The organism is Candidatus Paceibacterota bacterium, from assembly GCA_035530615.1.
Taxonomy (GTDB): Bacteria; Actinomycetota; Actinomycetes; order Nanopelagicales; family Nanopelagicaceae; genus QYPT01.
The window spans coordinates 636,565-659,837 of the sequence record DATKUL010000002.1 but is presented as its reverse complement, the minus strand read 5'-3'; the positions used below and the strand labels follow the sequence as shown (position 1 = coordinate 659,837).

Below are 23,273 nucleotides of genomic sequence, written 5' to 3'. Positions count from 1 at the left end.
GTGGCTTCACCGCAGAACTATTTAGCTGTTATTAAAGTTGTTGGCATTGGCGGTGGGGGAGTCAACGCGATCAATCGCATGATTGATGTTGGACTCAAAGGTGTCGAGTTCATCGCAATCAATACGGACGCTCAGCATTTATTGATGAGTGATGCTGATGTGAAACTTGATATTGGCAGAAAATCGACACGCGGTCTCGGTGCAGGCGCTTCTCCGGAACGTGGACGTGAAGCAGTTCTCGATCATGTTGACGATATTGAAGAAGCATTGCGTGGGGCGGATATGGTTTTCGTAACGGCAGGAGAGGGCGGCGGAACCGGGACCGGTGGAGCGCCTATAGTTGCGAAGATTGCCCGTGAACTGGGAGCACTTACCATCGGTGTAGTTACCCGGCCATTCTCCTTTGAAGGTCGTGTTCGATCGAAGCAGGCAGACGATGGAATTGAAGAACTTCGCGCGGAAGTGGACACCTTAATTGTTATTCCAAACGATCGGCTACTGGCTATTTCAGATCGTTCGATTACTGCTGTAGAGGCTTTTAAGAGTGCAGATCAAGTGCTTCTCTCTGGCGTTCAGGGAATTACTGAAATTATTACTCAACCAGGTCTGATAAATCTTGATTTCGCAGATGTGAAGAGCATTATGACCGACGCTGGATCGGCACTGATGGGAATTGGTTCGGCGCGCGGTGAGAACCGTGCGGTTCGCGCTGCCGAGTTGGCGATATCCAGTCCACTGCTCGAGGCATCGATCGATGGGGCAATGGGAGTGCTGCTCTCGGTTGCTGGAGGGTCTGACCTTGGTCTATTTGAAATCAATGAAGCCTGCGAACTTGTGCAATCGGCCGCGCATCGAGATGCCAAGATTATTTTCGGGACTACCATCGATGATGCCCTGGGCGATGAAGTGCGAATTACCGTGATTGCTGCTGGGTTTGATGGGGGAGCGCCAAAGAAAGTCTCTATGCCGGTCATAGATGCCGCGGCCCTGAGCGGTAAAGCAGATCCGATCGAGACCAATGATCCATTGGCTGTAGCACTTGAACTGGAGGATACGTTGAATTCGCGGCAAAGAGTCACTTTCGAACAACTAATTGCAGAAGATGAGATCGACGTTCCTGATTTCATGAAGTAGCGGGTTTTGCTTTCCACTCTTTTCACCAATCGATATGGTGGTGTTAGTTCGCCACCATATGCGACGAACAACCTTGCATTGCATGTTGGCGATGACCAGATGGCAGTTCAGGCAAATCGTGAGTTACTAACATCCACGTTTGGTCCCGTTGTCTACATGAATCAATCTCATGGTGATCGGGTTGTGGTGGTCGATGGAATTTCGAGTTATGAAGCCAACGCTGATGCGCTTGTCACTCAAGAACGAGATATTGCCCTGGCTGTTCTCGTTGCGGACTGCATTCCTTTGCTCCTTTGGGACGAAGCGCATAGTTGCGTTGCGGCGGTTCACGTGGGGCGCAGGGGACTGGTCAATGGAGTCGCATTGCGAACCATTGGAATTATGCGGATCATGGGAGCCGCAGATATTCACGCACTTCTTGGCCCTTCCATTTGTGGCCGGTGCTACGAAGTGGGCCAGGATATTCATGCGGAAGTTGCCGGCATTTATCCATTGGCGGATTCCAGAACACCTGCTGGTTCCCTGGCACTGGATTTGCCAAGAGCTCTCGAGAACCGACTCTCGGGGGTCGGTGTCCTGGTTACGCCATCCACTATTTGCACAGTTGAGAATCCAGATTTCTATTCGTACCGTCGCGATGGACTCACTGGTCGTCAAGCTGGAGTTATTCGACTATGAACGAACGTCGCGACGAAGTCGCCAGCGCACTCGGTGAAGTCAGGGCGCGAATACAGGCGGCGGTTAGGGCATCCCATCGAGAGCCTTCGGAAGTAACTCTCATTGCAGTCACAAAGACCTATCCGGCGAGTGACGTAAAAATTCTGCATGATCTTGGAGTTCGAGACTTCGCCGAGAATCGTGATCATGAAGGACGAGAGAAATCCGCACAAGTGGATGGAAGATGGCATTTTCAGGGGCAGGTTCAGAGCAACAAGATATCTTCGATTGCCAAATGGGCACATGTAGTTCACTCATTGGATGATTCGCGCCACGTGGCGCTGCTTGCAAAGGCAGTTCCTGTATCAAAGCGGATGTCGGTCTTTATTCAAGTCTGCCTCGATCCTGCGCTAGGAAGAGGAGGCGTCCTACCTAACTTTATTGCCCCTCTTGCCGAGATCGTGTCCCAATGCCCTTCGCTCAAGCTTGAGGGACTTATGACTGTGGCTCCATTAGGAGAGAATCCTGAGAGCGCCTTTTCCCGCCTAGCCCAAATTCACAGTGATTTCCGCCAACAATTTCCAGATTCACCTTCGCTCTCTGCTGGAATGAGTGGTGATTTTGAGGTTGCAATCTCCCACGGCGCGACACATTTACGCATCGGTAGCTCAATCCTCGGTTCTCGTTCTCACCACGGGTAGCCTTTTGTTCATGGCTAACGCACTGCGAAAGATGGCGAATTACCTGGGACTGATGGACGATCCAGAACTAGGTGGGGAGCAGGAAAATGATAAAGCTTTTTCTCAACCCAAAACTCAAGAGAGAGTCAAGACTAATCTTCGTCCAACGACATTGGCGGTTGCACCCGCGCCAACCGCAAATGTCATGCAATTAGATCTTCCAGTTCTTGATCGCATCGTCACCTTGCATCCTCGGTTCTACAACGAAGCACGAACAATCGGTGAGCAGTATCGAGAAGGAAATCCCGTCATCATCAATCTCACCGACATGGATGAATCTGAGCGAAAGCGACTTGTGGATTTTGCAAGCGGTCTTGTCTTTGGACATCACGGGACCATTGAGCGAGTGACTTCGAAAGTATTTCTTCTTTCACCAGCAAATGTGCGTGTGAGCAGTGAAGATAAGACTGCGGCTGCAGAAGCAAGCTTCTTCAATCAGAGTTAAAGATGGTTCATATAGGTACATATTTAGTTCTGGTACTTCGGATTTTCTTGCTGGCTCTGCTTGGGCGTTTAATTTTGGATTACATCCGCTTATTTTCCCGTTCGTGGCGCCCGAAAGGCATGGTTCTGTATTTGGCTGAGGCTATCTACGCAATCACCGACAAGCCGACAGCCCTCGTGCGTAAGTTCATTCCACCGTTACGGCTGGGTTCGGTCAGCCTCGATCTCTCATTTTTGGTTCTCTTTTTTGCCGTGCAGTTACTGATACCAGTGGTTTCTCAACTTTAAATATTCCTTTCAAGTTCAACAGCAAGACCGAGTTCGTTTGATCCAAGACTCAGTTGTGAGTCTTGGACGAGTGTCAGCGCTAGCACTTCTCCCTGAATGTGGGAGGAGGCGGCAAGGATTGCTTTTTTTACATCGGAATTTGCGTTATAGCGAACATGAATCCGATCGCTTATATCGAATCCGTCAGTTTTCCTGGCGTCCTGGAGGAAGCGGATGACTTCACGCACTTGACCTTTCGCCAGCAACTCGTCGGTCAATTGCAGATCGAGAGCCACGCTTTCCGCATCGTGACTCACGACGGTCCAGCCGCTGCGCGGCTGTTCGGTGATCACAAGATCTTCAGGATGGATGAGCCACTTCCCATTCGCGGATGCGACCTCAACCGATCCATGAGTCCTGAGTTCTTGAACCATCTGGTCAGGTGAACTCTCTGAAATGGAGCGCGCTATTTCCTGTACGGCGGAGCCATATTTTGCCCCGAGCGACCGGAAATTGGCTTTCACTGTTACATCGACAAGGTCGCCATCGGCTTGCGCAATATCTTCTAACTGCAAGACATTGAGTTCGTCCGCGATCTGTTCTTTCATCTCGACTGGAAGATCAACCCAACCTGTAGCAGAGATGAGCGCACGACTGAGCGGTTGTCTAATCTTCACAGAGGATTCGGCACGGGCAGCTCGACCCAGTTCGACAATTCGCCGCGTTTGGGCGACTTGCGCAGAAAGCGACTGGTCGATTGCCGCTGTATCGGAGGTAGGAAAATCTGCCAAATGAACCGACTCCGGTACCCCTGGAGTGACTGGTCGGATGAGTTCTTGCCAGACGTGTTCAGTAATAAAAGGGATCATCGGTGATAGAAGCAGGGTCAAGGTATGGAGGGATTCTTGCAGGGTGGCAAGGGCGGAAACATCTCCGGCCCAGAATCTCCTTCTCGATCGACGAACGTACCAATTCGATAAGTCATCGATGAATGTTGCAAGGGCCTTACCTGCGCGTTGAGAATCGAAGTTGCTTAACGCATCATCTACTTCAATGATGAGTTGTTGCAAATCTGAATGAATCCAACGATCCATGAGTGGACGCGTTGAAATCTCCGGCGCTTGCTTCATATCGAAATCAGATGCATGCGCATACATGGATAGAAACGAAACGGTGTTCCAGTAAGTCAGTAGCGTTTTGCGCACCACATCGCTGATCGCCTCGTGTCCGACTCTGCGAGGGGACCAAGGGGAGCCAGCGGCAAGCATGTACCAACGCACCGCGTCGGCACCGTGTTGGTCCATGAGCGGAATTGGTTCGAGAGTATTTCCCAGATGCTTGCTCATCTTTCGACCATTCTTGTCGAGTAGATGGCCCAGGCAGAGAACAGTTTTGTATGGACTCTCGTCAAAGACGAGTGTTCCAATTGTCATAAGTGTGTAAAACCATCCGCGAGTCTGATCGATTGCTTCGCAGATAAAATCTGCTGGGTAAGACTCCTTGAATTTTTCAACAGAACCCTCGCGATGCGGATAACCCCACTGGGCAAATGGCATCGCCCCGGAGTCGTACCAGCAGTCGATCACTTCGGTCACACGTATCATCTGACGATCGCATTCCGAACACGACCACGTGATGTCGTCTACAAAGGGGCGGTGTGGATCAAGTGAACTCAGTTCCATCCCTGCAAACTCACCTAATTCTTGGAGTGAGCCGATGCAGATCGTATGTCCAGATTCGCAACGCCAGATTGGAAGAGGGGTACCCCAGTAGCGGTTGCGGGATAAGGCCCAGTCAATGTTGTTGTTGAGCCAATCGCCATATCGACCTGTCTTGATGGTTTCTGGATACCAATTGGTTTTCTCGTTCTCTCGTAACAATTCGGATTTAATCGATGTTGTTCTGATGTACCAAGAAGGCTGTGCGTAGTACATAAGCACCGTGTGACATCTCCAGCAATGTGGGTATTGATGCTCGTATTGGAGATGTTTGTAGAGAGCGCCGATCCTTTTTAATTCTTTCACGAGTAATTTGTCGGCTTCTTTGAAGAAGATTCCGCCGACAAGTTCGAGTTCGGGCAGGAAAGTACCGTCTCCGCGAATGGGATTTACGACCGGCAACCCGTAATTTCGGCACACGATCAAATCGTCAGCACCGAAAGCCGGCGATTGATGGACTAGTCCTGTTCCGTCCTCCGTGGTGACGTAATTCGCCAAAACGACAAAATGGGATTCAGGAATATCGACGTAACTAAATGGTCGTTGATAAGTTGTTCTTTCAAGATCTGAGCCTTTGAGATGTAAAAGAATATTTAATTCACCCGAGAGAACACTTATGAGATTTTCCGCGACGACCAGTACTTCCTTAGTTTCGCTATCACCATTCCCGGTAGTTTCTTCGACGACTACGTAGGTGACATCTGGATGAACGGCGATTGCAGTATTGGACACGAGGGTCCAAGGCGTCGTAGTCCATACCAGGAGAGAGGCGCCTAGGTGCGCGAGGGGTCCAGATGTAATGGGAAACCGCACGTAGACTGATGGATCGACGACAGTTTCGTATCCCTGTGCCAATTCATGATCGGAAAGTCCGGTCCCACACCGCGGGCAATATGGTGCGACCCGGTGATCCTCAACGAGCAAGCCCTTGTTCCAGATTTCTTTCAGACTCCACCACACGCTTTCGACGTACTCGGGAGACATTGTCCAGTAAGCCTCCTCAAAATCTACCCAGAAGCCCATTCGGTGGGTCATTTCTGTAAATGCGCCCACATGGCGTTGCACAGATTCGCGACATTTGGCATTGAATTCGATGATTCCGTATTTCTCGATATCGCCCTTTCCGGTGAATCCAAGTTCTTTCTCAACCGCAATTTCAACCGGAAGTCCATGACAATCCCATCCCGCTTTTCGCACGACGTAATTGCCCTTCATGGTTTGGTATCGAGGGAAGACATCTTTGAAGACGCGTGCTTCAATGTGGTGTGTGCCGGGCGCGCCATTGGCGGTCGGCGGGCCCTCATAGAAAGTCCACGGCTTCGCACCTGTACGGGCGTCAACAGTCTTGGTGAAAATAGAATTGGCTTTCCAGAAGTCCAAAATCGAGTGCTCCATGGCAGGTAAATCCACGTGTGCACCAATTGGTCGGTATGAACTCATCGCGCTCTCCAATTTCTATCAGGAACTGATATCCATGGAGGGACGGACTCGATTTCTCGAGTTCGCGGTACCACCCGCCTTGCAGATCACCCTCAACTGCCTAGTCGAACTGACCTGGGGGATCGTGCCTCTTTGTCATCCGGAGAACGGGCTCCTAGACTTGTTTTCGCGTACCAGTTCTACCTCGCAACTTTGCGTCTCTTCTGGCTAGCTCGAAGGTGATGGCCTCGTCATTGCCCTTTCGCGAAGGTTTTAGTGTATTGCATAGCGCGTAGAGTGGCATTCTTTCCGATATCAGCATAGGGTTCCCGGCGTGGCATTGAAGAAAAAGAGCGCAGCATCCAAATCAGTGGCCAAGAAGGCACCGGCCAAGAAGGCACCTGCCAAGAAGGCACCGGCCAAGAAGGCACCTGCCAAGAAGGCACCGGCCAAGAAGGCACCGGCCAAGAAGGCACCGGCCAAATCAGTTGCAACTAAGCCCGCGAAGAAGTCTCCGGGTCGCCCATTTCCTACCAAGACCGCACCGGTTGAGGTTCCTGCCCTGACCCCTGTAGTTGCGACACCAGTCGTTGAGGAGCGCCGCTTGGTAATGCCGCCTCCACCCCGTCCAACCAAGAATGGCAAGAAATCCCCACCTCTCAAACCCATCAAGGTTGCTCCCTCCCCTGTCGTGGTTGCGGAAAATGAAGCACCATGGAGCGCTACAGAATTAAAAACTATTCGCACATCTCTGGCTAAAGAGTTGGTTCGATTGACAACTGAATTGGCCTCTGTTGAGTTGGAGATGGATGCACTTATTCGTGAATCTGGTGAAGGCGCCGGGGACGACCAAGCCGACGCTGGTACTAAGACCTTTGAGCGTGAGCACGAAATGTCCCTGGTGATTAATGCCCGTGACATGGTGCTGCAGACCGAACGGGCTCTCGAAAGAATCGATAACCGTACCTACGGTCGATGTGAAGAATGTGGCAATCCGATTGGAAAGGCTCGTCTCCAAGTCTTTCCTCGTGCGACTTTGTGTATGTCCTGCAAGCAGAAGGAAGAGCGGCGCTGATATTGCGCCGAGATTCACCAAATTGGATTCGCGTCCTACTGGTCGCGTGGCTCGTGTGGCTGCTAGATGTTGGAAGCAAGGCATGGGCATTAGCGACTCTTGAAAGTCAAGAACCTCGTAAAATTCTCGGCAACTTTCTCAAACTCACTTTGGCAAAGAACTCCGGAGCAGCGTTTAGCTTTGCCACGAGTGGCGCAGTACTTCTGGCATCCTTTTCGATTCTCGTCATTTGTGCGATCGGATATTGGGCAAGACGTCTGACCTCTCGGCCGTGGGCTTATGTATTTGGCCTAGTTCTTGGAGGTTCTCTCGGAAATCTTTCGGATCGCATATTTCGCGGATCGTCGCAACCGGGCGCATTCCGAGGTCAGGTCATCGATTGGATCGAACTGCCGCATTGGCCCATTTTTAATCTGGCAGATTCGGCAATTGTGATCGCAGCCGTCCTATCGGCGATACTCTCAATCCGTAACATTTCTCCAATTTCGCCCTCCTCACCAGGTGATCAGGGACGAAGAGATGATGGTCCTTATGGCACGTGAACATCGCACCTTGGTTCTCCCCGAAGGCGTTGACGGCGATCGCGTAGATAGTGCCCTAACGCGGGTATTGGGTCTTTCCAGAACCGTGATCGCGCGATTATTAGAAGATGATGAGATACAGACCAACGGCAAATCGATGCAGAAGTCCGACCGTGTGGTTGCCGGTCAGATGATCGAGATTCTGATGCCAGATACTGCGGTAGGGGCGCCAATACCTTTAACTCCGCTGGAAGGCCTCTCCGTTGTTTACGATGATGATGCCATCGTTGTTATTAATAAACCAGTTGGTTGTGCGGCTCACCCCAGTCCGGGATGGACGGGCCCAACAGTTGTAGGAGCACTGACCGCGGCAGGTTACTCGGTCTCCACAAGTGGTGCAGCTGAGCGAGCAGGAATTGTCCACCGCTTGGACGTCGGTACAAGCGGGCTGATGGTCGTTGCCAAAACCGATCAAGCCTATACATTTCTAAAAGCGGCATTCAAGAACCGCGAAGTCGAAAAGATTTACCATGCGCTGGTTCAAGGTCATATGGATCCGTCGACAGGAACCATCGATGCACCAATTGATAGACATCCGAAAGAGGACTATCGATTTGCAGTTGTTGCTGGCGGAAAGACGAGTATCACCCATTATGAGGTTATGGAGTTTTTTCGTGCAGTCTCTCTGGTTAAGGTTGAACTTGAGACTGGGCGGACTCATCAGATTCGAGTCCATTTCTCAGCGCTCCGTCATCCGCTTGTGGGGGATCTCACCTATGGTGCAGATCCCACTCTCGCCGCACGCCTGGGGATGTCGCGACCTTGGCTACATGCATTAGAGCTGCGTTTTCATCACCCAGTCACCAATGTGCTGCTGGATTTGCGTGCCCCATACCCAGAGGATTTAAAGAGAGCCCTGGCGTTGCTTGAATCATCTGCTCGCACATAAGGGCTAGTCTCACCAATCGTGGCCTCCTTCGTTCATCTTCATGTTCACACCGAGTATTCGATGCTCGATGGTGCTGCGCGCGTAGGTGATCTTGTAGGAGAAGTCGCCCAACAAAATATGCCGGCGATTGCAATGACTGACCATGGGAATGTTTTTGGTGCTTACGATTTTTACAAGCAAGCGAAGAGAGCCGGCGTAAAGCCGATCATTGGTATTGAAGCGTACGTTGCGCCCGAATCCCGATTTGATAAACGCCGGGTCAAATGGGCAGATGGCGGCGAAGATGATGTTTCTGGCGGCGGCGCGTATACGCACATGACAATTCTGGCTGAGAACAATGAAGGTCTTGGAAACCTTTTCCGCCTCTCCTCGCTCGCTTCGTTGGAGGGTTATTACTACAAGCCACGCATGGATCGCGAACTACTCTCGAAGTATTCCAAGGGTTTGATTGCAACAACGGGCTGCCCTGGCGGCGAAATCCAAACTCGATTGCGCATGGGAGCTTACGCTGAAGCACGGCGAGCGGCCAGCGAGCTACGCGACATTTTTGGCCCAGAGAATTTCTTCTTGGAGATAATGGATCACGACATTGAAATTGAGGCGAGAGTCAAGGCTGACCTTCTCAAGTTGGGACGCGATCTGAATTTGCCACTCCTGGCTACCAACGATCTTCACTACACCCGTCGCAAAGATGCATCAGCCCACGAGGTTTTACTCTGCGTCCAGTCTGGCTCGACGCTGGCCGACCCAAAGAGATTTAAATTTGAAAACCAAGAGTTTTATCTCAAGACAGCAGAGCAGATGCGTGAACTATTTAAGGATATTCCCGAGAGTTGCGATAACACATTACTGATTGCCGAGCGCTGCAACGTGTCTCTTCGCGAAGGTGAGAACTTGCTCCCCAAGTTCACAGTACCTGAAGGCGAAACTGAGGATTCCTGGCTACGGAAGGAATCCGAACACGGTCTTGTTCAAAAAATGGGAGGAGAGATTCCGCCGCTTCACTATGAGAGATTGCAGTACGAACTTGGTGTCATGATCAAGATGGGGTTTCCGGGGTACTTCCTCGTTGTGGCGGATCTGGTCGCGCATGCAAAGAAAGAGGGCATACGAGTAGGTCCGGGACGCGGATCGGCGGCTGGTTCATTGGTCTCCTACGCTTTGGGAATCACCGCGCTGGATCCCATCAAACACGGTCTTTTATTTGAGCGGTTCCTCAACCCAGAACGTATCTCGATGCCTGATATCGATTTGGATTTCGACGAGCGACGTCGAAGCGAAATGATCCGATACGCAACCCAAAAGTATGGTGAAGACCGGGTTGCTCAGATCATTACCTATGGCACGATCAAGTCAAAGCAGGCGATTAAGGATTCGAGTCGCGTTTTAGGATACCCATACGCAATTGGCGAGCGACTTACGAAAGCTCTGCCGCCGGCGATTATGGGGAAAGATATTTCACTCGCAGGAGTTTTTGATCCAAAGAATGATCGATATGTAGAGGCGAGCGAATTTCGAAGCTTGTATGAGTCAGATCCAGATTCAAAGAGAGTTGTAGATACCGCCCTTGGTCTTGAGGGACTCAAACGTCAATGGGGTGTGCACGCGGCTGGCGTCATACTTTCACGCGAGCCACTACTAGAAGTGATTCCAATTCACCGCCGCGAAGCTGACGGTGCAATTATCACGCAATTTGATATGGGCGCTTGCGAGGCAATTGGGCTTTTAAAAATGGATTTCTTAGGCTTGAGAAATCTCTCCGTCCTGGATGACTGCCTACTGAATATTAAAGCAAATCGAAATGAAGATGTCGTTCTGGAATCACTCACCCTTGATGATCCTCAAACCTTTGCATTACTGGGTCGCGGAGATACATTGGGAGTCTTCCAATTGGACGGCGGGCCAATGCGTGCCCTACTCCGCTCCATGGCACCGGATTCCTTTGAAGATATATGCGCCGTTATCGCGCTCTATCGGCCTGGGCCAATGGGGGAAAACGCGCATAACAACTATGCCGATCGCAAGAATGGCAGAAAACTGGTCGAGCCGATCCATCCAGAACTTTCAGAGCCACTCCAGGAGATTCTGGGCGATACCTATGGGCTCATCGTCTATCAAGAGCAGGTCATGGCGATTGCACAGAAGGTGGCTGGGTTCTCTTTGGGGCGCGCGGATTTACTGCGCAAAGCGATGGGTAAGAAAGATCGTCTCATCCTTGATAAAGAGTACGTTCACTTTGAAGCGGGAATGAAGGCAAACGGCTTTAGCAATGTGGCGATAGAGAAACTTTGGCAGACGCTGATTCCATTTTCGGATTATGCGTTTAACCGCGCACATAGTGCTGGTTACGGAACCGTCTCCTATTGGACGGCCTACTTGAAGTCCAACTATCCAACTGAATATATGGCAGCCCTTCTCACAAGTGTGCGAGATGACAAAGATAAATCGGCACTCTACTTAAGTGAGTGTCGTCGTATGGGTATTCGAGTACTTCCGCCAGATGTCAATGAGTCAAACGCGGAATACACTCCACGTGGCACCGATATCCGCTTCGGCTTGGTAGCCATTCGCAACGTGGGTGAAGGCGTTGTTGCCTCGATAAAGAGGTCGAGAGAGACAAAGGGTCGATTCACTTCGTTCGGAGATTTCTTGGCGAAAGTGGATGTACAAGTGTGCAATAAGAAAACCATTGAATCTCTGATCAAGGCAGGCGCATTCGACTCGTTTGATGTTTCCAGAAAAGGTCTGCTTGCGATCCACCTGCAAGCCATTGATTCAATTCTTGAGTCAAAGCGCGCCGAATCTATTGGACAGTTCGATCTCTTCGGGGGAGAGTCCATCGAAGAGATTTCCACATTGGATTTGGTTATTCCGACCGGTGAATGGGAAAAGTCGCAGTTGCTCAGTTTCGAACGCGAAATGCTGGGACTTTACGTTTCAGACCACCCACTTCTTGGGATTGAACATCTACTCAAGACTGCGACAGATGTTTCGATCAGTCAATTGTTGGATGAAGGTGGCTCTCACGAACAGATGGTCACTATCGGTGGCCTCATCACCGGAATACAAAGGAAAGTGACTCGTCAGGGAGCATCCTGGGCAATTGTCACGATTGAGGATTTGGAAGGCTCGATTGAAGCCCTCTTCTTCTCAAACACCTATACGCAGTATGCGTTGACATTGACGGAGGATCGTGTGGTCATTATTCGTGGCAAGGCAGATCGCCGCGAGGACCAACTTCGATTCACGGCACTTGAGATGACAATTCCAGATGTGACCCAGGGACCTGCCGGTCCGCTCGTCATCAAAATGCCAATAGCGCAGTGCACTCCTCCGATTGTCGATCGTCTCAGGGAAATTTTGAGAACGCATCCAGGAAGTCGTGACGTGCATCTTCAACTTGATGATCAAGGTAAAAGTACCGAGATGAAATTAGATGCCCGAGTGACGGCATCGCCTAGTTTGAGCGCAGATCTGAAGGAGATTCTGGGTCCGAATTGTTTGGTCTAAATCTCACTAACTGAGCCAGTGCGAGCCTAGAAATGCGGAGTCGCCGACCGAAATGAACCTCTAGACTTGCCCCAGGAAAACGTCCTAGACGTTAAAAGGGTTCCTTCAAAGGTGAAGTGAGCCGAGATAGAAATGGGCAGAGTTAATGGTGCGTACCGTTGATTTTCGCGGTCGTTCTCTGACGAAAGCGCAATACAGAGACGAACTCCCTCGTGCGGCATTAGATGTTGCCGCGGCGATGACTCTGATTGCCCCCATTTTGCAGCGAGTTTCAACGGGTTCAGAGTCAGACTTACTTGATCTGTGTCAAGAGTTTGACGGGATTCGTCCCACATGGATCCGGGTTCCGCAGGATGTGATTGACCAGGCATTGGTGAATTTGGATCCAGAAGTACGTACGGCTCTCGAACTTTCAATCGCGCGGATACGAATAGTCCATGAAAGCCAGAGACGCGATGAGACCGAAACAGTAGTTGTTGACGGTGGAGTCGTGACAGAGCGATGGATACCGGTTGATCGTGTGGGCTTATATGTACCCGGTGGGCGTGCCGTCTATCCCAGCAGCGTCATTATGAACGTGGTTCCTGCGCAGATCGCGGAAGTAAAGAGCATTGCGGTTGCCTCACCGCCTCAACGTGATTTTGGTGGGATGCCTCACCCCACAATTCTTGCCACATGCGCTCTCCTCGGCATTACTGAGATATATGCAATCGGCGGCGCGCAAGCGATCGCGCTCTTTGCATACGGTATGGAAGATCTTTGTGAAAGTGTCGACATGGTCACAGGCCCAGGGAATATTTATGTAGCTGCAGCAAAGCGTGCGCTTCGTGGAGTCGTGGGTATTGATGCCGAGGCAGGGCCGACTGAAATCGCGATTCTGGCAGATGACACCGCCTTCGCTTCCGAAGTCGCAGCTGACATGATGAGCCAGGCTGAACACGACATTATTGCCGCCGCTGTTCTCGTCACGACTTCGACTGAATTAGCAGAGAGTGTTGCTTGGGAACTTCGCATTCGTGTCCCCAAAACAAAGCACTCTCAACGAATTTCAGAAGCATTGGCCGGCATTCAGTCGGCAATCGTTCTGGTTGATTCCATAGAGCAGGGTTTAGACGTCGTTAACTCTTATGCAGCGGAACATTTGGAAATTCACACCGCTCATGCCCAACAAGATGCCTTGAAAATCCGAAATGCGGGGGCGGTCTTCATTGGAAGATTTTCTCCAGTCTCCCTTGGTGATTATTCCGCGGGTTCCAATCACGTTCTTCCGACTGGTGGCTGCGCCTGCCATTCGAGTGGGCTTTCTGTTCAGTCCTTCTTGCGTGGTCTCCACTTCATTGAGTACAGCGAGTCAGCCTTCAGGGATATCACTCCTACTGTCATCACACTGGCAAACTCAGAGGACTTACCTGCGCATGGGGAAGCGATGTCTGCTCGGCTGGAAGAGAAATGAGTCGGATTTGGCCAAAGTGGCTGCCTCTTCGAGAGGATCTTCGCTCCCTTTCGCCTTATGGAGCGCCTCAAGTTGACTCGCAGGCGCGCCTGAACACAAACGAGAATCCATACCCGCCATCTCCTGCTCTGATTGTGGCGATTACCAGACGGGTTGAAGAGGTTTCGGGTTCGCTCAATCGCTATCCAGATCGTGATGCCCTGCAACTTCGCACTGGACTGGCGGGGTTCTTAAACGAGCGTTCAGGTCAATCTTTGAAGGCAGAACAAATTTGGGCGGCAAACGGGAGCAATGAGATTATTCAATCGCTATTCCTAGCCTTCGGTGGGCAAAAAGCATTGGGTTTTACACCTTCATATTCCATGCATCCACTGATTGCCAAGGTGACAGGAACTCCGTGGGTATCGGGATTGCGACGAGATGACTTTTCCATCGATATCGAACTGGCTTGCGAGCAAATAGCCAACGAGAAACCAGGATTAATTTTCCTTACCACGCCTAATAATCCTACTGGCACTTCTATTTCACTTCTAGAAATTAAGACTTTAGCCCAGGCGGCAGAAGGTGTTGGTGGATTGCTTGTCATTGATGAGGCATATGCAGAATTTTCAACTGAACCCTCGGCAGTTACTTTGCTCGCTTCATATCCGAACCTCGTTGTGATTAGAACCATGAGCAAGGCTTTCGCATTTGCTGGAGTCCGACTGGGATACATGGCTGCCAACCCAGTTGTAGTAGATGCCATGCAACTTGTCCGATTGCCATACCACTTGAGCGCCCTTACCCAGGCAGTTGCGTTAGTGGCCCTTGATTTTCGAGTCGAATTGCTTGAATCTGTGCAGACGTTGATCAAGGCTCGCGAGAAGTTGGTTACCGAATTGAAGAAATTGGGCGCAGATGTCATTCCAAGTAGCGCAAATTTCCTACTCTTTACCGTTCCCTCGTCTCACGAAGTGTGGCAGTCACTATTAGATCAAGGAGTGTTGGTCCGAGATGTCGGCCTGGCAGGTTATTTACGTGTGACAATTGGCACTGATCAAGAGAATGAGCGATTCCTTAATGCATTTAGAAAATCCCTAGGAGGTAGCAAGTGAGAACAGCCCGCGTCGAAAGAAATACTAAAGAATCCCAAGTCCTCGTCGAACTTAATTTAGACGGGGTGGGAAACATAGATATTGCTACAGGGGTTCCCTTCTTCGACCATATGTTGTCTCAATTAGGTAAGCACTCAGGATTTAATCTACGTGTGAAAACACAAGGCGATGTTGATGTCGATTCACATCACAGCGTCGAAGACACTTCCTTGGCTTTTGGCCAGGCACTGCGAGAAGCATTGGGAGATAAGGCTGGGATCCGTAGATTTGGCGATGCAATGGTTCCGTTGGACGAGGTTCTTGTTCAAGCCGCAGTAGATCTTTCGGGCAGACCGTATTTGGTACATCGCCAGCCTGAAATTGTCGAACTCATCGGCACCTTTGACACAACATTGGGAAGGCACATCTGGGAGTCGATTGTTGCCGAAGCGCACATCGCACTGCATATTCGAGTACTGGAGGGCAGAAATGCCCATCACGTCTTTGAGGCGCAGTTTAAGGCGGTAGCCAGAGCCCTGCGGGATGCAGTTGCTGTGGATAGCCGAGTTGCGGGCATACCTTCAACAAAGGGTTCTCTTTGATCGCAATTCTTGACTATGGATCCGGAAATTTGCGTTCTGCGCTGCGTGCATTTTCGACGAGCGGTCGAGATGTTCTCGTTACCGCTGACCGGGAAATCTGTTTAGAGGCCGAGGGGCTGGTAGTTCCAGGCGTCGGCGCGTTTCAATCGTGCATGAATGGACTTTTAAACGTTGGTGGCGATGAGATCATCCGCGAACGTAAAGATAAGGACCGTCCAACTCTGGGAATCTGCATTGGCATGCAAATATTTTTTTCAGAAGGCCTCGAACCCTCACGAGATCACGCGGGTGCTGCCAAAGGCGTGGGAATCTGGCCCGGTTCGGTGAGTCAAATTGAGTCACCCGTCCTTCCACACATGGGTTGGAATACGGTCATGGTTGCGGAGGATTCTGAGCTTTTTAAAGGAGTAGAAGGAGAGGCTTTCTATTTCGTTCACTCCTATGCTGCAAAAGCGGATGTCGGAAAGTTCACCAGCTGGTCAGAATATGGAGAGAGATTTGTAAGCGCAGTCGAGGACGGCACGTTCAGTGCTACGCAGTTTCACCCCGAGAAATCCGGAAAAGCTGGATTGGCTTTGATTAAGAATTGGACTCGTTCACTATGAGTAAATTGCCGCTTGAGTTACTTCCTGCCGTGGACGTGAAGGACGGTCACGCCGTTCGACTTGTCCAGGGTGAGCTTGCTCGGGAAACTATTTACGGTGATCCACTCGAGGTCGCTTTAGATTTTCAAAACGTTGGCGCGCAGTGGCTTCATCTGGTGGATCTGGATGCCGCATTTGGGCGGGGCAGTAATGCAGAACTACTCGCCAGAGTTGTTGGTGCATTGGATATCGATGTCGAATTGTCTGGCGGGATTCGCGATGACGAGACTCTCACCAGGGCCCTCGCGACTGGTTGTAGAAGAGTGAATCTCGGTACCGCTGCGATGGAGGATCCAGACTGGACTTCCCGAGTTGTTGCAAAGTACGGCGACCGAATCGCAGTCGGTCTTGACGTGCGCGGTCGAACCCTTGCCGCTCGTGGATGGACGAAGGAAGGTGGAGATCTTTATGAAGCACTCGAGCGTCTAGATCGCGACGGCTGTGCTCGATATATCGTTACTGACGTAGAACGTGACGGAACTTTGACGGGCCCCAATTTAGAATTACTGAAGTCTGTATGCGCCGCAACGGATCGCCCTGTTGTCGCAAGTGGAGGTATCTCATCACTTGCGGATATTGCTGCTCTTGTAGATCTCATTTCGATTGGGGTTGAAGGTGCGATTGTTGGCAAAGCACTATATGCAGGTGCGTTCACTTTCAAGGAAGCATTGGAAGTTTCCAGGCGATGACACTCTCCGTACGGATCATTCCCTGCCTCGACGTAACCGAAGGTCGTGTCGTTAAAGGAATTAATTTCACAAACTTGGTTGATGCTGGTGATCCGGTTGAAATGGCTTCTCTCTACGATGCGGAAGGAGCCGACGAACTCACCTTCCTTGATATATCTGCAAGTAGTTCGGGCAGAGAAACCACCTTGGATGTTGTCGAAAAGACGGCGGATCAGGTTTTCATTCCTCTAACCGTTGGTGGCGGGATCCGGTCCGTGAATGATGTCAATCAATTATTGCGGGCAGGTGCCGACAAAATTTCGATTAATACCGCTGCCATTGCGCGCCCAGAGTTGATTGCGGAAATTTCAGATGCTTTTGGGTCTCAAGTTCTTGTGCTCTCTGTTGATGCGCGCCGAGCTTCAACAAACTCTGGTTTTGAAGTAACAACACATGGCGGACGTGAAGGAACAGGTATCGATGCCATTGAATGGGTGGAGAAGGCATGCCAATTGGGTGTGGGAGAGATATTGCTCAATTCGATGGATGCCGATGGAACTAGAACTGGTTATGACATTGAAATGATTGCGGCGGTTCGGGCAGTTTCCAAGGTTCCTCTGATCGCAAGTGGCGGAGCCGGACGTTTGGAAGACTTTGCCGCCGCACTTGATGCTGGAGCAAATGCTCTTCTGGCAGCCAGTGTTTTTCACTTCGGAATACATCGAATTGGTGATGTGAAGCAATTCTTGAGCCAGCGAGGTTATTCCATTCGCATGACTCATGATCAATAAGGCAGAATAACTACATGTCCGATATCGCAAGACTCCCAGCGAGGGTCGAAAAGTTGCTGAAAGACTCGAATGAACTTGTCGCGGCGATCGCTCAGGACTTTTCAACGGGTGAAGTTCTGATGCTCGCCTGGATGAATCGAGAAGCTCTAACCACTACCATCGCGACGGGAAGAGCGACGTATTGGAGTCGAAGTCGAAACGAACTTTGGACAAAGGGGGCAACATCCGGGCATACGCAAACAGTTCATTCAATCGACGTGGATTGTGATGGCGATGCCCTTCTCCTGCGCGTTACTCAAGTTGGGGCGGCATGTCACACAGGCGCAAAGAGTTGTTTTCACAACAATGTCGAGTTGGGAAACTCATGAAGATTGAAGATTTCCGTGAGTACGCTAAGAACTACAATGTAATCCCGGTCTTTCGGAAACTTCTCGCAGATAGCGAAACACCGCTAGGCGTATATCGAAAACTAACCAAGAACAGTGTTGGAACATTCCTATTGGAATCTGCCGAACATGGTGGCGTGTGGTCTCGGTACTCCTTTATTGGGGTGAATAGCGAGGCAACTCTCACCGAGAGGGATGGGAAGGCATTTTGGGAAGGTAACGTGCCAGCGGGTGCACCGACTGATATGCCGCCACTTGATGCCCTCCGGATTTCTGCATCCCACCTTCGATCTCCGCGTATTGCATCCCTTCCGCCACTAACGGGTGGGCTTGTCGGATATATGGGTTATGACTGTGTCCGCGCATTGGAGAAACTGCCAAATTTGACCGAGAAGGACTTGCCGCTTCCCGATCTGACTTTTATGCTGACTGGCGATCTTGCGGTTTTGGATCATAATGACGGCACCATCACACTCATATCTAATGCAATCAACTGGGATGGAAGCGCCGAACGTGTTGACGAGGCATGGCATCGAGCGCAAGAACATCTCGACAAGATGCAAGCGGATCTACTCGCGCCATTGCCAGGCTTCTTAGCGAACCTTGAGTCATATGCGACTCCTGTTTATGCCCGGCATACGACTGCGGATAATCATCGAGCAAATGTGGAGCGAGCAAAGAAGGAAATTGTCGCTGGCGAGGCATTTCAAATTGTCCTTTCACAGCGATTCTCCATGGACTGCAAGGCTGATGCGCTGGACGTCTATCGCATGCTGAGACTTCATAATCCAAGTCCTTATATGTACTTGCTCCGTCTCAGGGACGGAATTGATGTGGTTGGCTCCAGTCCGGAAGCACTCGTAAAGGTCACGGATGGCGAAGTCATGATCCATCCAATTGCTGGCACGCGACCGCGTTCATCCTCCCCAGAAGAAGATCACCGTCTCGGAGAGGAGCTCCTAAGCGATCCCAAGGAACGCGCAGAGCACTTAATGCTGGTGGATTTAGGTCGCAATGACTTGGGGAGAGTGTGCACTCCCGGAAGTGTCGAAGTTGTTGAATTTATGCAGGTCGAGCGTTTTTCGCACGTCATGCATATTGTTTCTACTGTCACCGGAAAGTTGGCAAAGACGTCAACACCGATTGACGCCCTTTTTTCGACTTTCCCCGCTGGAACTCTTTCCGGTGCGCCGAAACCTCGAGCTATGGAAATTATTGAGTCACTTGAGAAGACCAGGCGAGGTTTGTACGGGGGGGCAATTGGTTACATCGACTTCACTGGAAACGTCGACATGTGCATTGCGATTCGCACCGCTGTTCTTTTTGGAGGGAAGGCATATGTCCAAGCTGGTGGGGGCATTGTCGCTGATTCTGATCCTGAAACGGAAAACCAGGAGACGATAAATAAGGCGGCGGCTGTTCTTGGAGCAATTGCTGCAGCTAATGAATTGCGATTCCTCTGATGACGCAGGCCAGTGTCATTCTCCTAGTTGTTGTCGTACTCGCCTTTTATGTGTTTCGACGAATAACCAAACTTCCATCTCGTTACGATCGAAATTCAAGAAAGTTATCTCCTTGGAATTCGCTCGACCAAGGTATAGATCCCACTCTTCCATCGGAGTCCGACGAGTGAGCATTTTGAAAGAGATTATTAGCGGCGTCCGAGAAGATCTGCGTTCTCGCAAAACCACGCGAGCCGAACTTGCGGAGCGAATTGCAATGATTCCTTCCGCCCTCAATCCAATTCCTTCGCTTGAGGGTCGCAAAGTTGGGGGAATTTCGATTATTGCCGAAGTAAAACGCGCTTCTCCAAGCAAGGGTTCGTTGGCGACAATTTCTGATCCTGCCGGACTGGCCAAAACCTATCAAGAAGCGGGCGCCGTAGTTGTGAGCGTGCTAACCGAAGGGCGTCGTTTTGGTGGGTCACTTGAAGATCTTTCTGCTGTTCGCGAATCTGTGACAATTCCGGTACTTCGCAAGGATTTTATGGTCGATGAATACCAGTTCTACGAGGCTCGTGCCTTTGGGGCAGATTTAGTTCTCCTAATTGTTGCGGCATTGTCGCAATCTGAACTAGAAGAATTTATGGAACTCACGTCTGCTCTGGGAATGCACGCTCTAGTCGAAGTTCATACTCCAGAGGAATTAGAACGTGCTCTACAGATTTCGCCGCAGATCATTGGGATAAATTCCCGAAATCTTAAAACACTCGAAGTTGACCCCGCGATCTTTGCCCAACTGCTTCCCTTAATACCGCAGAAAATCGTACGCATAGCCGAGTCCGGGATAGCGTCGCGCGGCGATGTGATTTTTGCTCAGGAACATGGCGCCGATGCGATCCTTGTGGGTGAAGCATTGGTCCGCGGATCCAATCCAGGCGCCGCGCTTCGCGCACTCTTAGGTCGAGAGTAGGGTTAGCGTCCTTATGAGCGATGTAGAAGTGATCGGGCACTTTGGTCCTTACGGCGGGCGATTCGTGCCGGAGGCTCTCATTGGCGCCTTGGATGAACTCGAGCAAGCACACAATTCTGCAATCAATGATCTAGATTTTCAAAGTGAATTAAAGAATCTTCACCTCACGTATACGGGTCGCCCGAGCATAATCACCGAAGTAAAAAGATTTGCTGAGCATGCAGGTGGTGCACGCATTCTTCTCAAACGCGAGGATTTGAATCACACGGGTAGTCACAAAATCAACAACGTCCTGGGGCAAGCGCTACTCACCAAGCGGATGGGAAAGAAGAGGATTATCGCCGAGACGGGCGCGGGGCAACATGGAGTTGCATCGGCAACCGCCGCTGCACTTTTTGGTTTTGAATGCGTTGTGTATATGGGTGAAGAGGATATTCGCCGTCAAGCGCTTAACGTCGCACGAATGAAATTATTAGGAGCTGAAGTCATACCGGTGACAACTGGCTCCCGAACACTTAAAGATGCCATCAATGAGGCAATGCGAGACTGGGTTACAAACGTTGATTCCACTCATTACCTGCTTGGAACTGTTGCCGGACCACATCCTTTCCCGACGCTTGTGCGAGATTTCCAAAAAATCATCGGCGAAGAAGCCCGTGGACAAGTCTTAGAATTGATTGGCCGTTTGCCCGATGCGGTTCTTGCTTGCGTTGGCGGCGGATCAAACGCAATTGGAATTTTTCACGCCTTCATCCCAGATTCATCGGTACGACTCATCGGACTCGAAGCCGGTGGCGATGGGATCGAGACGGGTCGTCATGCAGCGACCATCACGGGTGGTTCAGTAGGCGTCTTGCATGGCACGCGTTCGTATGTTTTGCAGGATTCGAATGGCCAGACCATCGAATCGCATTCGATCTCTGCCGGACTTGATTATCCAGGTGTCGGACCCGAGCATGCTTACCTTTACGACACAGGCAGAGCCGAATATCGTGCGATCAATGACGATCAAGCAATGGAAGCATTTAGTCTTCTCTCGCGTACGGAGGGAATCATCCCTGCAATTGAAAGCGCACACGCGCTGGCCGGTGCCATGCAGGTTGGCAAGGAACTTGGCTCTGAAGCAGTATTGCTGGTAAATCTCTCTGGTCGCGGAGATAAAGACGTCGCTACTGCTGCCGATTATTTTAAGATCGAGTTGTGATGACAACGCCTCTCGAGGAGCTCTTAGCGAAGGTTCGTGGGGAAAATCGCGCTGCTCTTATTGCGTATTTGCCTGCAGGATTTCCATCTGCCCAAAAATGTAAGGATGCGATCTCCGCCTTGGCACGTGCGGGAGTGGACGCTATCGAGATCGGCTTCCCTTATAGCGACCCAGTGATGGACGGTCCAACAATTCAAGAAGCAGCCGATATCTCTCTCAGGGGTGGTACCGGGGCGGCCGAAGTTCTCTCTACTTTAAAGTTCGCCCATGATGCTGGACTACCTGCTGTTGTCATGACGTATTGGAATCCGATAGAGCGTTATGGAGTGGATGCATTTGCCAAAGCCATCGCGAGCAACGGAGGCTCTGGAGTCATCACCCCGGATTTAACAATTGAAGAATCTGAAACGTGGCAGGCGGCTACTTCCGCAGCCGGCGTCAATACCATTTATGTACTTGCGCCCAGCTCGACACAGGAGCGAATTGCGGCGGTGACGGGGAAATGTTCAGGGTTTGTTTATGCGGCTAGTTTGATGGGAGTGACTGGCGCACGAACCACGATGTCATCAGGTGCCCAAGATCTTGTTTCGCGTATTCGAAGTACAACTGATCTGCCAGTGGCGGTGGGTCTGGGAGTGTCGACTCGTGAGCAGGCGCGATACGTAGCGGGCTTTGCCGATGGAGTGATTGTGGGATCAGCTTTCATCAAAGCTCTATTGGAAGCAAAGAGTCATGAAGACGGATTGGTAGCGATTGGCGAATTGGCCAAGGAACTCGCAATGGGGGTTCGCGAAGGCCGCTAAGAGTGCGGTTCGCGTCACATTTGCCTGGGTTTTTGCTGAGATTCTCTTCTTATTCCAATTATTTCGATACCCTTCGACTTGCTGCTCGCATACTTAAAAGTCCTAATGAAGGATACGAATAGGAAAGAGGATGGCCAATGGCTAAGCAATCTGGGGGAGACAAGATCACGCAATACATCGTGATCGGCATGGTTGTGTTCGTTCTAGCTGTGGGCGTCATTTTTTCGGTGATGGGAAACAAGGCGTCAAATAGCGCAGTTCCTTCGAGTGTTTCCAAGGCTGATGGATATGGAATTGTCTTTAATGCAGAGTTGACGGGCGTCCCGAAGATTGATCTCTGGGAAGATCTTCAGTGCCCGGTTTGCAAACAGTTTGAGGCGACAAACGGTGACTACCTTAAAAAGGTAATCACTGAAAAGAAAGCAAAAGTTGTCTTCCACATCCTCTCGTTCCTTGGACCAGAGTCAATCCTGGCAGCCAATGCAGTTGCATGTTCAGCAGATGAAGGAAAATTTCTTCAATTCCACTCGTACCTTTATAAGACGCAAGGGACTGAGAACTCCGGTGCATGGTCCAACGCAGGGCTTATTACTGCCGGGGCGGAAGCGGGACTTTCATCCGGCAAATTTAAGAGTTGCATCAATGACGGAACATATACAAGTTGGGTCAATGACGTAGCAAATGACGGCGCGGCCAAGAACATAAATTCTACTCCGACTGTTTTTGTGAATGGGAAATCTCTCGATCGAAATACTCAATACTTTGATGCCGCTGGATTCGCCGCCGCGGTCGAAGCTAAATAG

22 protein-coding genes are annotated in these 23,273 nt (G+C 50.7%); 21 read left to right on the top strand and 1 reads right to left on the bottom strand.

Features of this window, described 5'->3' with window-relative positions; all coding sequences use genetic code 11:
- The 5 genes from ftsZ to VMW30_06230 are packed head-to-tail and all read left to right on the top strand — an operon-like array spanning position 1 to position 3,263.
- Positions 1–1,134: a cell division protein FtsZ gene (ftsZ, locus tag VMW30_06250; protein HUW87957.1), complete on the top strand. Its 1,134-nt coding sequence runs from the start codon at positions 1–3 to the stop codon at positions 1,132–1,134.
- 6 nt (positions 1,135–1,140) lie between these two features.
- Positions 1,141–1,812, top strand: coding sequence for a peptidoglycan editing factor PgeF (pgeF, locus tag VMW30_06245; protein ID HUW87956.1), 672 nt, complete (start codon positions 1,141–1,143; stop codon positions 1,810–1,812).
- Entirely contained in the window at positions 1,809–2,492 is a 684-nt protein-coding gene (locus VMW30_06240; protein ID HUW87955.1) for a YggS family pyridoxal phosphate-dependent enzyme, read from the top strand. The genes pgeF and VMW30_06240 overlap by 4 nt, the downstream gene beginning before the upstream one ends.
- A gap of 10 nt (positions 2,493–2,502) precedes the next feature.
- Positions 2,503–2,976, top strand: a complete 474-nt coding sequence (locus VMW30_06235) for a cell division protein SepF (protein HUW87954.1) — start codon at positions 2,503–2,505, stop codon at positions 2,974–2,976.
- Positions 2,977–2,978: 2 nt separating this feature from the next.
- On the top strand, positions 2,979–3,263 hold the full coding sequence (locus VMW30_06230; protein HUW87953.1) for a YggT family protein: 285 nt from the start codon (positions 2,979–2,981) through the stop codon (positions 3,261–3,263).
- Here VMW30_06230 and ileS read toward each other — a convergent pair.
- On the bottom strand, positions 3,260–6,400 hold the full coding sequence (gene ileS / locus VMW30_06225; GenBank protein ID HUW87952.1) for an isoleucine--tRNA ligase: 3,141 nt from the start codon (positions 6,398–6,400) through the stop codon (positions 3,260–3,262). The two genes, VMW30_06230 and ileS, sit on opposite strands and share 4 nt — an antisense overlap.
- Positions 6,401–6,713: 313 nt before the next feature.
- Between ileS and VMW30_06220 the strand changes: the two genes are divergently transcribed.
- The 16 genes from VMW30_06220 (at position 6,714) to VMW30_06145 (ending at position 23,273) form a co-directional block, all read left to right on the top strand.
- Entirely contained in the window at positions 6,714–7,454 is a 741-nt protein-coding gene (locus VMW30_06220; GenBank protein ID HUW87951.1) for a TraR/DksA C4-type zinc finger protein, read from the top strand.
- A gap of 2 nt (positions 7,455–7,456) precedes the next feature.
- Positions 7,457–7,996 carry a signal peptidase II gene (locus tag VMW30_06215; protein HUW87950.1) on the top strand — a complete coding sequence of 180 codons (540 nt, stop codon included), beginning with the start codon at positions 7,457–7,459 and terminating at the stop codon, positions 7,994–7,996.
- Complete coding sequence (locus tag VMW30_06210) at positions 7,974–8,924, top strand: RluA family pseudouridine synthase (protein ID HUW87949.1); 951 nt, start codon at positions 7,974–7,976, stop codon at positions 8,922–8,924. Before VMW30_06215 ends, VMW30_06210 begins: the two co-directional genes overlap by 23 nt.
- Before the next feature lie 15 nt (positions 8,925–8,939).
- A complete protein-coding gene (dnaE, locus tag VMW30_06205; GenBank protein ID HUW87948.1) occupies positions 8,940–12,434 on the top strand; it encodes a DNA polymerase III subunit alpha in 3,495 nt (1,164 codons plus the stop codon).
- A 145-nt stretch (positions 12,435–12,579) separates the two neighbouring features.
- Positions 12,580–13,887 carry a histidinol dehydrogenase gene (gene hisD / locus VMW30_06200; GenBank protein HUW87947.1) on the top strand — a complete coding sequence of 436 codons (1,308 nt, stop codon included), beginning with the start codon at positions 12,580–12,582 and terminating at the stop codon, positions 13,885–13,887.
- Complete coding sequence (locus tag VMW30_06195) at positions 13,884–14,981, top strand: histidinol-phosphate transaminase (protein ID HUW87946.1); 1,098 nt, start codon at positions 13,884–13,886, stop codon at positions 14,979–14,981. Before hisD ends, VMW30_06195 begins: the two co-directional genes overlap by 4 nt.
- On the top strand, positions 14,978–15,562 hold the full coding sequence (gene hisB / locus VMW30_06190) for an imidazoleglycerol-phosphate dehydratase HisB (GenBank protein ID HUW87945.1): 585 nt from the start codon (positions 14,978–14,980) through the stop codon (positions 15,560–15,562). Before VMW30_06195 ends, hisB begins: the two co-directional genes overlap by 4 nt.
- Positions 15,559–16,167, top strand: coding sequence for an imidazole glycerol phosphate synthase subunit HisH (hisH, locus tag VMW30_06185; protein ID HUW87944.1), 609 nt, complete (start codon positions 15,559–15,561; stop codon positions 16,165–16,167). The genes hisB and hisH overlap by 4 nt, the downstream gene beginning before the upstream one ends.
- Positions 16,164–16,895 carry a bifunctional 1-(5-phosphoribosyl)-5-((5-phosphoribosylamino)methylideneamino)imidazole-4-carboxamide isomerase/phosphoribosylanthranilate isomerase PriA gene (gene priA, locus VMW30_06180; protein HUW87943.1) on the top strand — a complete coding sequence of 244 codons (732 nt, stop codon included), beginning with the start codon at positions 16,164–16,166 and terminating at the stop codon, positions 16,893–16,895. Before hisH ends, priA begins: the two co-directional genes overlap by 4 nt.
- Entirely contained in the window at positions 16,892–17,665 is a 774-nt protein-coding gene (gene hisF / locus VMW30_06175; GenBank protein ID HUW87942.1) for an imidazole glycerol phosphate synthase subunit HisF, read from the top strand. The genes priA and hisF overlap by 4 nt, the downstream gene beginning before the upstream one ends.
- Positions 17,666–17,679: 14 nt before the next feature.
- Positions 17,680–18,033, top strand: a complete 354-nt coding sequence (gene hisI / locus VMW30_06170) for a phosphoribosyl-AMP cyclohydrolase (protein HUW87941.1) — start codon at positions 17,680–17,682, stop codon at positions 18,031–18,033.
- Complete coding sequence (locus VMW30_06165; protein HUW87940.1) at positions 18,030–19,514, top strand: anthranilate synthase component I; 1,485 nt, start codon at positions 18,030–18,032, stop codon at positions 19,512–19,514. The genes hisI and VMW30_06165 overlap by 4 nt, the downstream gene beginning before the upstream one ends.
- A gap of 166 nt (positions 19,515–19,680) precedes the next feature.
- Positions 19,681–20,463 carry an indole-3-glycerol phosphate synthase TrpC gene (trpC, locus tag VMW30_06160; GenBank protein HUW87939.1) on the top strand — a complete coding sequence of 261 codons (783 nt, stop codon included), beginning with the start codon at positions 19,681–19,683 and terminating at the stop codon, positions 20,461–20,463.
- Positions 20,464–20,476: 13 nt separating this feature from the next.
- On the top strand, positions 20,477–21,667 hold the full coding sequence (trpB, locus tag VMW30_06155; protein ID HUW87938.1) for a tryptophan synthase subunit beta: 1,191 nt from the start codon (positions 20,477–20,479) through the stop codon (positions 21,665–21,667).
- A complete protein-coding gene (trpA, locus tag VMW30_06150; protein ID HUW87937.1) occupies positions 21,667–22,470 on the top strand; it encodes a tryptophan synthase subunit alpha in 804 nt (267 codons plus the stop codon). The genes trpB and trpA overlap by 1 nt, the downstream gene beginning before the upstream one ends.
- Positions 22,471–22,607: 137 nt before the next feature.
- Entirely contained in the window at positions 22,608–23,273 is a 666-nt protein-coding gene (locus VMW30_06145) for a thioredoxin domain-containing protein (protein ID HUW87936.1), read from the top strand.